The 13,921-nt window shown below is 31.6% G+C and carries 14 protein-coding genes; 13 read left to right on the top strand and 1 reads right to left on the bottom strand.

Going from position 1 to position 13,921, the window contains the following annotated elements; all coding sequences use genetic code 11:
* Nucleotides 1-13 precede the first annotated feature (13 nt).
* From RHP49_12740 to RHP49_12680, 13 genes are all read left to right on the top strand, one after another.
* Entirely contained in the window at nucleotides 14-529 is a 516-nt protein-coding gene (locus RHP49_12740) for a glutathione peroxidase (GenBank protein ID WNH14421.1), read from the top strand.
* Nucleotides 530-534: 5 nt separating this feature from the next.
* Nucleotides 535-702 carry a Lacal_2735 family protein gene (locus RHP49_12735; protein ID WNH11764.1) on the top strand — a complete coding sequence of 56 codons (168 nt, stop codon included), beginning with the start codon at nucleotides 535-537 and terminating at the stop codon, nucleotides 700-702.
* Between the two features lie 87 nt (nucleotides 703-789).
* A complete protein-coding gene (locus RHP49_12730; GenBank protein WNH11763.1) occupies nucleotides 790-1,251 on the top strand; it encodes a TspO/MBR family protein in 462 nt (153 codons plus the stop codon).
* A 15-nt stretch (nucleotides 1,252-1,266) separates the two neighbouring features.
* Complete coding sequence (locus RHP49_12725; GenBank protein ID WNH11762.1) at nucleotides 1,267-1,737, top strand: SRPBCC family protein; 471 nt, start codon at nucleotides 1,267-1,269, stop codon at nucleotides 1,735-1,737.
* 8 nt (nucleotides 1,738-1,745) lie between these two features.
* Complete coding sequence (locus tag RHP49_12720) at nucleotides 1,746-3,050, top strand: deoxyribodipyrimidine photo-lyase (protein WNH11761.1); 1,305 nt, start codon at nucleotides 1,746-1,748, stop codon at nucleotides 3,048-3,050.
* Nucleotides 3,051-3,098: 48 nt separating this feature from the next.
* A complete protein-coding gene (locus RHP49_12715; protein ID WNH11760.1) occupies nucleotides 3,099-3,596 on the top strand; it encodes a hypothetical protein in 498 nt (165 codons plus the stop codon).
* 299 nt (nucleotides 3,597-3,895) lie between these two features.
* Entirely contained in the window at nucleotides 3,896-5,275 is a 1,380-nt protein-coding gene (locus tag RHP49_12710) for a phospholipase D-like domain-containing protein (protein WNH11759.1), read from the top strand.
* On the top strand, nucleotides 5,268-6,083 hold the full coding sequence (locus RHP49_12705; GenBank protein ID WNH11758.1) for a VWA domain-containing protein: 816 nt from the start codon (nucleotides 5,268-5,270) through the stop codon (nucleotides 6,081-6,083). Before RHP49_12710 ends, RHP49_12705 begins: the two co-directional genes overlap by 8 nt.
* The gene (locus tag RHP49_12700) at nucleotides 6,083-6,874 is read left to right on the top strand and encodes a hypothetical protein (protein ID WNH11757.1); all 792 of its coding nucleotides are present in this window, start codon (nucleotides 6,083-6,085) and stop codon (nucleotides 6,872-6,874) included. Before RHP49_12705 ends, RHP49_12700 begins: the two co-directional genes overlap by 1 nt.
* Nucleotides 6,867-8,933, top strand: coding sequence for a hypothetical protein (locus tag RHP49_12695; GenBank protein WNH11756.1), 2,067 nt, complete (start codon nucleotides 6,867-6,869; stop codon nucleotides 8,931-8,933). The genes RHP49_12700 and RHP49_12695 overlap by 8 nt, the downstream gene beginning before the upstream one ends.
* Nucleotides 8,930-10,276: a DUF4407 domain-containing protein gene (locus RHP49_12690; GenBank protein ID WNH11755.1), complete on the top strand. Its 1,347-nt coding sequence runs from the start codon at nucleotides 8,930-8,932 to the stop codon at nucleotides 10,274-10,276. Before RHP49_12695 ends, RHP49_12690 begins: the two co-directional genes overlap by 4 nt.
* Nucleotides 10,277-10,610: 334 nt before the next feature.
* On the top strand, nucleotides 10,611-11,291 hold the full coding sequence (locus RHP49_12685; GenBank protein WNH11754.1) for a haloacid dehalogenase type II: 681 nt from the start codon (nucleotides 10,611-10,613) through the stop codon (nucleotides 11,289-11,291).
* Nucleotides 11,292-11,592: 301 nt separating this feature from the next.
* Nucleotides 11,593-12,120, top strand: coding sequence for a sigma-70 family RNA polymerase sigma factor (locus RHP49_12680; GenBank protein ID WNH11753.1), 528 nt, complete (start codon nucleotides 11,593-11,595; stop codon nucleotides 12,118-12,120).
* A 257-nt stretch (nucleotides 12,121-12,377) separates the two neighbouring features.
* On the opposite strand, the gene guaB is transcribed toward RHP49_12680, so the two are convergent.
* Nucleotides 12,378-13,850 carry an IMP dehydrogenase gene (gene guaB, locus RHP49_12675; GenBank protein WNH11752.1) on the bottom strand — a complete coding sequence of 491 codons (1,473 nt, stop codon included), beginning with the start codon at nucleotides 13,848-13,850 and terminating at the stop codon, nucleotides 12,378-12,380.
* Nucleotides 13,851-13,921: the final 71 nt, after the last annotated feature.

Here is a 13,921-nt window from a genome sequence, read left to right as displayed (position 1 = left end):
TCTACTAAGTATTATGTTCTCAATATTTTCAAATTCAAAAGCGCAAACAACTCCCAAATCATCTATATATGATATTAAAATTAATGGTTTAAACGGATCAGAAATTGATTTATCTACTTTTAAAGGGAAACACATCTTATTTGTAAACGTAGCTTCAAAATGTGGCTTTACTGGACAGTATGAAGATTTACAAAAACTATATAATACCTACCAAGACAAACTTATGGTTATAGGCGTGCCTTGTAATCAATTTGGGAATCAAGAACCAGGTACTGAAAAAGACATACAAACTTTTTGCAAATTAAATTACGGTGTTACCTTTTTAATGACGGAAAAAATAGAGGTTAAAGGTAAAAACCAACATCCACTATACCAATGGTTAACAAAAAAAGTAAAGAATGGAAAAACAGATTCATCTGTAAAATGGAATTTTCAAAAATACTTAATTGATACGCAAGGTAATTTAGTAAACTACTACTTCTCTTCAACAAAGCCTTTAAGTGATAAAATAACAAAACACCTAAAATAAAGACAATGTTCGGATTATTCAAAAAGAAAACAGAATTAGAAAAACTTCAAGATACATACAAATCACTTATGGCGGAATGGCATAAACTATCAAGCATTAATAGAGCCGAAAGTGATAAGAAATATGCCGAAGCAGAAGCTATTTCAAAACAAATTGAAATCTTGAAACAATGAAACATCCATGACTAAAATTTTGTCATGCAGCAGAATGATTATATGGATGTTACATATGACAAATAAGAAAATAATACATATGAACTGATGAAAGTATTCAAATACATTATTGCTTTTTTAATCATCAACTTTGGTGCTTTAGCTATTGGTAGCTGGCTCATGAATAACGGCCCAAGAACCGATTGGTATCAAAATTTAAATCAAGCACCATGGACACCACCAGGTTGGGTTTTCGGTGTTGCCTGGAGCATCATAATGATTTGTTTTTCTGTGTATATGGCTTACCTATATAAATTGCAGCCTAACACCAAACTAAAAATACTATTCACCATCCAGTTTGCTCTTAATGTTATTTGGAACTATATTTTCTTCAATCGGCATTTAGTATTCTTAGGTTTTATATGCATCATCTTACTCACCATAATTGTTGGCCTATTTTTATTCAATTACAAAAACCATTTAAAACTAAAAAGCCTACTAATACTCCCTTACTTTATCTGGTTATGTATCGCCACATCACTTAATGCCTATATTTTATTTAATAATTAATTTAAATTTATTCAAATGCAAATATATACGCTACATAAAAAACAAAATCTGCCAATTACGCTTCAAGAAGCCTGGGATTTCTTGTCGAGTCCGAAAAACTTAAAAACCATTACTCCAGATTATATGGGATTTCATATTTTATCTGGAGCAGACAAACCTATGTTTGCTGGTCAAATAATACAGTATATGGTAACGCCTGTTTTAGGTATTAAAACCAAATGGGTTACCGAAATTACCCATGCTGTTGATAAACATTATTTTGTTGATGAACAACGTTTTGGTCCCTATGCGTTATGGCACCATAAGCATTTTATAAAAGAAATTGATGGCGGTGTAGAAATGGAAGATATTATAGACTACAAAGTCCCTTTTGGAATTTTAGGACAACTTGTTCACCCTATTTTAGTAAAACCAAAACTGGAAGAAATTTTTAACTACCGGACTAAAAAGCTAGAAGCACTATTTGGCGTTTATAAAACCAAGTAAACACTTTAATGACACAAACTATAAATATATTCTGGTTTCGCCGTGATTTACGCTTAGATGATAATCACGGATTATTTGAAGCTCTACAAGACAGAAATCCTGTGCTTCCTATTTTCATTTTTGATTCAAATATTTTAGAGCGATTACCCAAAGATGATGCTCGCGTTACGTTTATACATGAAACACTACAGAACATAAATACAAGCCTTAAAAAAGAATTCAATAGCGGTATTTCTATGTTCTTCGGAAAACCTATAGCTATTTTTAAACAGTTATTAGAAACTTATACTATTGAAAATATTTATACCAATCATGATTACGAACCTTATGCAAAAGAACGTGACTCCCAGATTGAAACGTTTTTAAAAGAACAAAAAGTGGTTTTTAAAACCTTTAAAGATCAGGTTATTTTTGAAAAAAACGAGATTACTAAAAGCGATGGCAAGCCTTACTTAGTGTATACACCTTATATGAAAAGTTGGAAAGACGCCTTTAGAGTACTTGATTTTAAAATCCATCCATCAGAAACATTATTATCAAACCTCATCTCAAATCATGTTTTTTCAAATTTAAGTTTAGAGGCCATTGGTTTTACTAAATCAAGTCAAAAAATAGCACCTTATACGGTAACTCCGCTTCTTATAGAGAACTATGAAGACACACGAAACTTCCCCGCACAAGACAGCACCTCTAAATTAGGTCCGCATTTACGTTTTGGTACAGTCAGTATCCGTAAGATGGTAAAAAAAGCAACGGCTCAACAGAATGAAATATTTTGGCAAGAACTTATTTGGCGTGAGTTTTTTACACAAATTTTATGGCACTTCCCACAAACACAAACCGAAAGTTTTAAACCCCAATACGACCGCATTGTTTGGCGCAATAACGAAACCGAATTTAAAGCCTGGTGTGATGGCAAAACTGGTTATCCGCTTGTAGATGCAGGCATGCGACAATTAAACCAAACGGGATTTATGCATAATCGTGTGCGTATGCTTGTTGGTAGTTTTTTATGTAAACATTTATTAATAGATTGGCGTTGGGGCGAAGCCTATTTTGCCGAAAAACTACACGATTACGATATGGCCAGTAATATTGGAAACTGGCAGTGGGTTGCTGGATGTGGTGTAGATGCTGCGCCTTATTTTAGAATTTTTAACCCGACAACTCAAATTGAAAAGTTTGATAAAAATTTAGAATACATAAAACAATGGGTGCCCGATTTTCAAGAACTCACTTACCCTACACCTATTGTAGATCATAAAATGGCTAGAGAACGCTGTCTTAAAACGTATAAAGAGGCTTTAAATTAATGATAAATAACTTACATTTGACTAAAGAAACTACAGTCAATTTAGGTTATGGATCGTATAAAATTCGAAGTTAAGTCAGCATTTAAGTTTACATCTTATATAAAAACAACTTTGTTATTTATTGGCTTAACATGTTTTATAACTGCTTTTGTTTATCAAGGTTATGATGTGCTTTACTTTTTAGGATTTATTACATTATTTATAGCGTTATTATTTTTTTTATTCTCGTCTAAAGAGCAGCTTCAAATCTCTCAAGATTTGATAGCGTTTAATTCAAAAAGTCTTGCAAAAGAGTTTGATAAATCGATATCCATACCATTTAAAGATATTAAGAAAAGCTATTTTTTAAAACGTCAATTCCTGATTTTTGGAGGTCGCAGTCCCATTGCCGATGCCGATGCCCAAAGACTATACAATGAGAATAGAATTGTTTTTCTACTTGAAGACAATAAAAGTGAAACCATATTCCAAGTTGGTAAATTAAAAGACTTTAAAAAAGCTTACAACATCATAGAAAATAGAATTAATGAATTAGCAAAATTCTGAACTATAGTTTTGAATAAGGTTAATTCAATAAAACAACACTTGATACAAAACCGTCAGGTTTATTACATCAACACGTAAGAAAATTTAATTATATTTACAGGATAACAGTAGCAAAAAAACTTACTATATTCTGACTTATTTACGGGATATGAGTAATAAAAGTAATCATATAACTAAGTTGTAAGCAAGCTGAAAAGCCAACCGCACAAACAGCAAATTTGGTTTTTGCCGACAAGAAAGCCAACGCTGAAAAAAACAAAAGAGCTGTTTTTTGCCAACGCTCGAAAAAAGAATGAACAATGAACATTGACAGTTACTTTACAAAACAAACAGATGTTAGAGCAATAATACTTGAAAATCTTGATAATGCCACTAAAAGGGTATGCGTAGCTGTGGCATGGTTTACTGAGACCAACCTATTTGACAAACTTCTTGAATTACAAAATAAAGGAGTTACAGTAGAGGTTATAATTACCAACCATGATTTCAATAGACTTGACTATGACTTAATAGAACAGAATGGTGGTTTCTTTGCTGAAATTGGTAATGATGACCAATTAATGCATATGAAGTTTTGCATTATTGACTATGATACTATTATTAGTGGTTCAGCAAATTGGTCGAATAGAGCATTTACAGTAAATAATGAAGAAGTAACTATTGTTTCAGGAAACCAACAGCGAACAAATGACTTTTTAGAAGAATTTGAACGTTTAAAAGAACTATCTGGGAAAATTCAGAAACATCAAGAGGCTTTGGATGTTTCAAAAGCATTCAAATACTTCAAACTTATAAAAGCCTTTGTGGATTTAGGAGAAACAGCAAACATCCAACCCTACATCCACGAACTAAAACTCATCAAAGAACTAGCTCCAATTACAACTTTACTATTAGCTGAAAAATATGATTTAGCATTTATTGAAATTGAAAAATTTGAGAAAAACTACACTCAAATTGTTGATGTTAGTGCAATTGAAAAAGCACAAATCCTATCTCAAATAAAATTATTCTCATATCAAATTGAAACTCTTGAAATTGAAAAAACTGAAATTGAGGCTCAAATTGAACAATTCAATCACCGATATATAATTGAGTTAAACCCACTAATCTCAAAAATTCTTGCTCTAAAAAAGAAGATTTACGAGAAGTTAAAAAAACACGGCATTGTAGATGATACTTTTGAAAAAATAGAAGAAGAGTTTAAACAGAAAAACAAGGAATATCAGGAAGAAATTAAAATTGATATTCCTGAATTAAATAACGAAGACACAGCGGACATTAAAAAAATGCACCGTGAAGCGGTGAAATTGTGTCATCCTGATTCACCTAGTTGTATCTATGAAGATAAAACAGAAGCTGCAAAAGTATTCGGAGAATTGACAAATGCCGTAAAAGCGAATGACATTGAAAAAGTAAGATTTATTTGGAACGAATTAAAGTTAGGAAATCCTGTATCTGATATTGACCAATTTAATGAACTAGAGCATTTAAGGGTAAAACTAGAAACCTTAAAAGCTAAATATAATTACTTGGTTAATGAGTTGTCGTTAATCCAATCTTCAGAAACCTACCAAATGATTTTAAATATTGATGATTGGACTGAATATTTTGAAAATCAAAAATCACTCTTAAAACAAGAGCACGAAACTTTAACTGAAAAATTTGTGAAACATGAGTAAATACCTACAAAATACAGATAAAAACGATATTAACATTTCTAAAAGTGGAAAGCTTGATTTACTCAATATAAATACTTCTGCACTTACCGCAAGTTTAAATGACTTGGCTATTCCAAGGTTATTTTACCAATTAGTTATTTTCATAATTGATGGCTCTAACTCTATGAATGAGGATTCAAAAAATGGAATTTCAAAAGCAAATGAAATTGACAAAGGAATAAGGTCAATAATACAAAGACTTAAAAAAAGTAAAAACAATAATTCGTTTGACGTTTGCTTTTTAGCTTTTTCTGATGATTTTGAAGATGTGTTTTCCTTAAAAAATGTAAAAGACATCTCAATAGAACAATCTTTTAACCCATTAAAATACGTTACCCCAAAAGGAACAAAATTAAATAGAGCCTTGCTTCACTCAAAAGAAATAGTTAATGATTATCATCTAAAAAACAAACTTAAAAACTGCCAAGTACTAATTCAAATTCTTTCAGATGGTGCTATAAGTGATTATGATGAATCAATCAAAACAGTTAATGACTTAAAAAATATAAAAAACACAACCGTTTCCTGCCAGTTTCTTGAGTCACATATTGAACAAGGCCAAGAATGGTATTCTTCAAATGAAGCAACAGGGGAAATAGACTATTCTTCGCGTTGGACAATTGAAGAAGTCAGACAAGATGAAGAACGTATTGCAAATAGATTTAAAAATTTTGCATCAAGTATTGATTTGTTTGTTACTTCTATAGATCCCGAAGAAATTAGAAAACACATGATTAAAAGTATTTCAACAGTTTCAAAAATTGATTAATGTATTTTTCAGTCAAACATATAGATGTAAAACTAAATCAAGATTATGCCGATTTTCTAATTGAAGATAATTCAAAATCATTGGTACTTTGTGATGGAATTGGAGAATTTTCAGATTCCGGAAAAGTTTCAAAGGTGGTCGTTGACCAATTTATTGGCAAACATTACTTTAAACTATCCGAATTAATTGCCGACAACGAACTTGTAAAACTAAAAACCAATAATATCATTGGCGGTACAACATTCATAAGTGCAATAAATAAAAACAACTCCGATAAAGTTCAAATAGAATATCTTGGTAATGGAGGGGTAATTCATTTACATGGGGATTTTTCAACAAATGTAAATTCAGATGAACCATACCGATATGGTGAAATAATGATACCCCATATATCCCCAAGTGGAGCTTTGACAAAGCATATTTCACATAATAGTGAAAAAGTAGAACTAGCCTCTTCAACAATAGAACTCAATCTTAATTATATAAATGGAGATATAATCCTATTATTTAGTGATGGTATTTCTTCCCTTGAAGATAAAGTCATATTAAAGGATAATGAAAATAGATTTTGGAGAAACGAAAACCCTGCAATTCAACTGATTTTAAAAGAATTAGACCTTTTCTTAAAATCAAAGAATAACCAAGTAACTTTTCAAGAAGAAATTATTGAATACAACCAAGCAATTCTAGAAAAATTGAAAAGTGAAAATTATTTAGAAGATGATGCTTCCTTAGGAATCATTATTACAGAAAGCACTTTAAATCATTATAAGGAAAAGCTTAATGATTAAATCTCTTTCAAACATAACCGATATATCAGTCATTGACCAAAATGGGGCAAATGATATTCTCACCTTTTCAAAAATTGAATTTGATGATAATGCTTTAGGGGCAGGTGGGTTTGGCTCGGTTCATATAGTCCAATCCATAGATGGTATTTCAAAATCTGAATTTGTTTTAAAAATATTCACAGATGAAGAACATAAGCAACACGCTTATGATGTAATAAAGCTTTTACATCAAAAATTAAAAAAACGTCAGAGCAAATCTAAAACACCTGTCTATCATGATATTCCTGAATTATTAGGACTTCCATTTTTAGTTTTCAAAGGATATGACAACATTTCGGAAAAGCATTGTGTTGCTTTTTTGATGTACAATCTTGAAAAGTTAAGCTATGAAGATTATGGTAGCGATAAAGCAGAGTTAACAGAATACAAATCATTAAGTATTCCTGACAAATTGTATCTCGCATATCAATTAACCAAAACAATTGAATTTCTACATCAGATTGAATTCATTCACGCAGATTTAAGTGAAAACTCGTTGTGGTTCAATTCTAAAAGAGTGCAACTCTCGATTATTGATTATGATAGTGGCTATCATTTTGATTTACAAGGAAAGCCAACAACAGTTGGCAAGGTTGGGCATTGGATTGGTAGCACCTTCAGGAATATTATAGGACAGAAAAAGGACTCCTCAGATTTATCAACACTTGATAGACTTTATGAAGAATATTGGGTTTTAGCAAATGCAACCTTTGAGGTAATATTTGGAGTAATGCCATTTTTCTTTTTATCAGATACAGATGATAATACTAAACAAGAATATTTAGGGAAATTTGAATGGCCAAATATTGACCACTCCTCTCCGCTTTTTAATAAAGCTAACTCACAACAGCACCAAGCAATAATGTCTTTCATAGAACAATTAGAAAATGCAGGTACTACGGAATTAATTAGTGCTTTTAAAACTGTTTTCAATAAAGGATATAAAAACGAAACAAAACGGTTAACATCAAAAGAATGGAAAAATTTACTTTTAAACCTGAATCAATCACTTGAGAATAATCCGCTAATTAAAAACTACACTTCAAGTAAAACGTCTATCAATCAAAAGAATGAAGAAGTTGTTTTTTCATTTGAAGTTCAAAAATACAATGCGGTTTACCTTAACGATAAACTCGTTCCTTTAAATCAAAGTTCAATAACCCTTCCATTGCAAGACAGTTCTAAAATTGTTTTGAAGTCAATTAATGATTTTGAAGTTATTGAAGATTTTATCGAAATTAAAGCTATAAAAACTGAACCAAAAATTTTGCTTTTTGAAGCGTCCACACAATTAAGAAACACAAAATCACCTGTTATATTAAGCTGGTTAGTCAATTCGGCTAAAGAGGTCTCAATCTCAGGATTAACAGATTCCTTTTCTAATCAAGGGAACACCAATGTAGAACCAGAATCAAAAACGACCTACATTTTAACAGCAATCGGATTTTTTGATGAAAAGATTTCTAAGGAATTAACGATTGATGTTATTGCTCCAATAATTAAAGCATTTACTTGGGAAATAAATCTTAATGAAGGAATAGATAATATAGATTTATTATGGGAAACAACCGAAGCACAAAGCGTTGAAATTATTCCAAACGTAACAGAAAGTTCTCCTAATGGTTTAGCTCATATGCCAATCAACAAGGAAACAGATTTTAAATTAATAGCAAAAGGTTTGTTTAGTAGTGTTGAGAAAGAAATTACGGCACACCCTTTTCCAGTGCCTATTGTTAAACAAATATTTGCAGAGGCTCCAAAAATTGAGATTAATACGAATATTGATTTTTCAGAATCTAATCTACCTAAAGAACTATTCTCGGCAAACAATATCCAGTTTTCAAACAGCGTGCATTTCAATAACCTCGAAATAAATTCAACAGAATTAGAATCTTCTCTTGAATTTCCAAAGTTTGAAAATGAAAATGCCCTAATAAGCAAATTCAATAAAGAAAAAATTACACTATCTGATATTTATGATAGTGTTCTACATAAAATACATAAACGATTGAACAGATGAAAAAACTAATTAAATATCCCTTTCAAAAAATATATAAGTTTTTCTTGTGGTCATCTGGTGCTGATTTAGACATTCTCAAACAAGCTCCAACTGATAACAACAAATTCTTTGGAATTGGAGGAACGATAATTTTTACTGCTTTGATGGCTACTTTTGCTGGAGGATATGCTTTTTTCACTGCGTTTAGAGTGGAAGTTTTAGATGACCAAGGTTTGGTTATTGGCTATACACTATTAAGCGAGATATTATCTGTGTTTTTCGGTCTGTTCTGGGGTGCTTTAATTTTTAATCTTGACAGATATATCGTTTCAACCTTTGGCGTTGGTGATGGTAAGAAGACTATTTCAAAACAAGAACTAATTGAAGCAGCTCCAAGATTATTGATGGCAATACTACTTGGTTTTGTTATTGCAACACCACTTGAATTAAAACTATTTGAAAAAGAAATAAATGCAGAGATAAGCACCCAAATTGCGATAACAAATAGTACTATAATAAAATCTGGAGAAAACGATCCCGTTCTAAATAGATTAAAGGATGAAAGAAAAGATCTTCAGAATAATATAACCAATCGCAACAATCAGATTAATCAAAAAAGAATCACATGGCAACAAACTGACAAAGATAAAAATGATGAATGGAACCTAGGTAAATTCAGTGGTAAAAAAGGAAAAGGTGGTTATTATGAAGATCTCAAAAAAATATCTAATGATGCAGAAAATGAATACTCATCAATGAAAAACAGCTTTACCGATTTAAATAAAAAGGATTACAAGGCTATTGATGAAATAGACGAAAAGATTAAGGATAGAGAAAAGTCTACTCAATCTGACATAGAAAACCAAAAGACTGTACAAGCTCAAAATAATGGTTTAATTGCTAGATTAAAAGCTATGGACAATTTAATGTATCAAGAAGTGCCATTTTACGAGATAGTTGATGAAAAAAAAGAGCTTGTTAGAATTGAAAAAGAGAAAACAGCTGTTTGGTACGCTAAATGGCTAATTACACTACTATTTATATTTATTGAAATAGCACCAATTATGTTTAAGATGATGACTGAGAGAGGTACTTATGATGATATTCTTGATAGAATAAAACATGAAGGAAAAGTGAAGCAACTTCTTCTACAATCAAATATTAATGAAGAAATTAATACTGCTGTTAAAGTTAATGCGGACAAAAACGCACAAAAATTAAATGCTGAATTAACTGCAAATAAGGATTTACTCGAGTCTATAGCACGTGCACAGGCTGAAATTGCACAGGTTGCAATTGAAGAGTGGAAGAAGGAACAGTTAGAAAAAGTGAAGAACAACCCGTCATCAATGATAAAATCTTAACTAAATAGCCAACGCTAAAAGCCATACACATTTGCAATTCGCACCAACCAACGCTAAAGCCAAAAATTACAAAAGAGTATGTCTTGCCAACGGAAACATCCGAATTAGCATTAAAACTTCGGAAAACCAAGCAGGACGTGGAAAGCCAGCTTACAACAATGTATAAAAATAATAGCGGTATTATCGCTAAAACAAAAGTAATTAAATATAAATAAGGTCAGTGTTTAACAGAAAAGTAAGTGCATTTTAATCCGCCACTAATCATAAACAAACACGTTGTAAGCAAGCTTGAAGAACCTAGTGCAAAAAACAGATTATTAAACTAAAAAAGGGTATGATAAAGGCAGTCTTTTTTGACATGAACGAAACTTTATTGAATTTGAGTTTGCTTAAGATTCAGTTTGATAAGCACTTTAATGATAAGTATGTTCTGAAATACTGGTTCACAAAACTACTATACAGTTCAAGTATCATGGGGATTATGGATGAATATCGGAATTTTGGAGAATTAGCTGATGTTGCTTTAGAAAACTTATTCTTCGAGAATAATAAACCTTTAACTACCGAAACAAAAAAAGAGATACTTGGAGAGTTTAGAAGATTACCTGCTTATGAAGATGTTCGACCTGCTCTTAATATTCTCAAGGAGAAAAACATTCGTGTTGTTGCCGTTTCAAATTCATCGTTAACAATGATAAAAGAACAATTAATGAATGCAGGAATTATTGACGAATTTCATTCCTATTACTCAGTTGATAATGTTAAAAAGTACAAACCATTCAAAGACATTTATCAATCATCAGCAAAACAAGAAGGGTTGAAAACGGAGGATATAGTGATGGTTGCAACTCATGATTGGGATTTGTTTGGAGCAAAAAAAGCTGGACTTAGAACTGCATATATAAAGCGCAAGGAAGAAATATATCACCCTTATTATTTACAAGCAGATTTTAAGAGTTCAAGTTTACCTGATTTGATTCAACAGATAATTGACACTGAAAATAATCGAATATAAAGTTGGAAACTAATTTAGTGCAAAGTCCAATCTTTAACTTGTGTAAACCATGTCCCTTAACGAGCATATAAAAAACGAAAAAAATGTATCTTTTATGATGTTTATTAGTCTACTTAATGAACCATAAAATTTTAAAGTTATGAATAAATGTAAATGCACAAATTGCGATTGTACTAAATGCAATTGTGGAAATTGTTTAGAAAATAATTGTACTTGTTCTAAATGTGAATGTGATAAATGCGATTGTTGCTAAATATAATAAAGGTTAGTTTAAAAACTAATCTTTTATTTATTTTTGAATATGGAAACACAAAAAATATGGGACAATTTCAATGATGAACTATATTTCTTCATTCTAAAAAAGGTAAAAGACAAAGACGTTACTAACGATATTTTTCAAAATACATTCTTGAAAATTCATAATAATTTATCTAAGCTCGAAAAAGAAGAAAAGGCAAGAGCTTGGGTTTTTCAAATTGCTCGTAACGAGATACTTAATCACTTTAACAAAGAATCTGTTTATGTACAGAAATTGGATACAAATAAAGAAATTTCTTCGGAAAAGTATGAACATATATGTTGTTTTGATAAATTCATAAATGATTTGCCCGAAATTTATAAACACGTAATTGAACTGATTTATATAAAAGGACAAAAACAAAAAGATGTTGCAAAGGAATTAGAAATAAGTCTTGAAAATGTAAAAGCGAGAGTTAAAAGGGCAAAAGCTATTTTAAAGAAAAAATTCAACGAATGTTGTAAATATGAGCTTGACAAAAATGGCAAATTAATTGGAGAATCGAATTGTTCAATATGTAAAACTGAATAAAAATACGTCTGCCAACACCCGTAAAAAATAATTGCTTGGTTCTCGTCTACTTGGAAAATCCGTTTGACCATGAAGAATAATGAAATATTAAGAGAGCAGATTCTAGACATAGTGAAAAATCAACTAGATACTAATAATCCTCCTGAAACAAAATCACATATAACAAATAAAAACTCAATTCTAAAAAACACATCAACAAAAAAGGCTCAAATTTCATAATTGAAACTTGAGCCTTTTTTTAATCTATTAAATATAACCTATCTAGAATAGTTAGGCGATTCTTTAGTAATAGTAACGTCATGTGGGTGACTTTCGTTAATACCACTTGCTGTGATTTTAACAAACTGTCCTGTTTCTTTTAAAGTAGCAACATCTTTTGCTCCACAATAGCCCATACCTGCACGTAAACCACCTATAAATTGATGAATGCTTTCAAACAATTCACCTTTATAAGGCACACGCCCTACAATGCCTTCTGGTACTAATTTTTTAATATCGTCTTCAACATCTTGAAAGTAACGGTCTTTACTACCTTCTTTCATAGCTTCAACAGACCCCATACCTCTGTAAGACTTAAATTTACGTCCTTCGTAAATAATAGTCTCTCCTGGCGATTCTTTTGTTCCTGCTAAAAGTGATCCTAACATGACGGTATCGGCACCAGCTGCAATGGCTTTAGGGATATCTCCTGTATAACGAATACCACCATCGGCAATTACAGGAACACCTGATCCTTTTATAGCTGCTGCAACTTCTAATACGGCAGAAAATTGTGGAAAACCTACACCTGCAACCACACGTGTTGTACAAATTGATCCTGGACCAATACCAACTTTCACGGCATCGGCACCTGCTTCAACTAAATATTTAGCCGCAGCACCTGTAGCAATATTTCCAACAATAACATCTAATTGAGGGAACTTCGCTTTTATTTCTTTTAAAACAGACACCACACCTTTTGTATGACCGTGAGCTGTATCAATAACAACCGCATCAACACCTGCATTTACTAAAGCTTCTGCTCTATCAACGGCATCTCCTGTTACTCCAATAGCAGCTGCTACACGCAAACGTCCAAATTCATCTTTATTGGCGATTGGTTTTAGTGTTAACTTCGTGATATCTCTAAAAGTAATTAAACCAGAGAGTTTATAATTATCATCTACTATAAGTAGCTTTTCAATTTTATAATTTTGTAAAATAGATTCGGCATCACCTAAAGATGTACCTTCAGGAGCAGTAACCAGATTTTCACTCGTCATAACCTCTGTTATGGCTCTTTCGCTATCATGCTCGAAACGTAAATCGCGATTCGTAACAATCCCTTTTAAAATACCATCGGCATCTACAATAGGAATTCCTCCAATACCATGTTCTGCCATATTTTGTTTGGCATCTAAAACAGTAGCTGTTAATGGTAAAGTAACGGGATCTATAATCATACCACTTTCGGCACGTTTTACTCTCCTAACTTTTAAAGCCTGAGCCTCAATACTCATGTTTTTGTGCAAAACACCAATACCACCTTCTTGCGCCATGGCAATAGCCATTTTACTTTCGGTAACTGTATCCATAGCCGCAGAGACAATAGGTACATTAATAGTAATGTTACGGGTGAATTTTGATTGAATATTTACTTCGCGAGGAAGAACTTCTGAAAAAGCTGGAACTAAAAGAACGTCGTCATAAGTTAAACCTTCTCCTAGTATTTTGTCTTGATGTGCAGTCATGTTGCAATTACGTTATAATTGCGTGCAAATATACAACATAATAATAATATCTCGGTTAATTTTAACAATCA

This window comes from Flavobacteriaceae bacterium HL-DH10 (genome assembly GCA_031826515.1).
Taxonomy (GTDB): Bacteria; Bacteroidota; Bacteroidia; order Flavobacteriales; family Flavobacteriaceae; genus Thalassobellus; species Thalassobellus suaedae.
The sequence above is the reverse complement of the archived record's forward strand: the minus strand, read 5'-3'. Positions and strand labels throughout refer to the sequence as shown.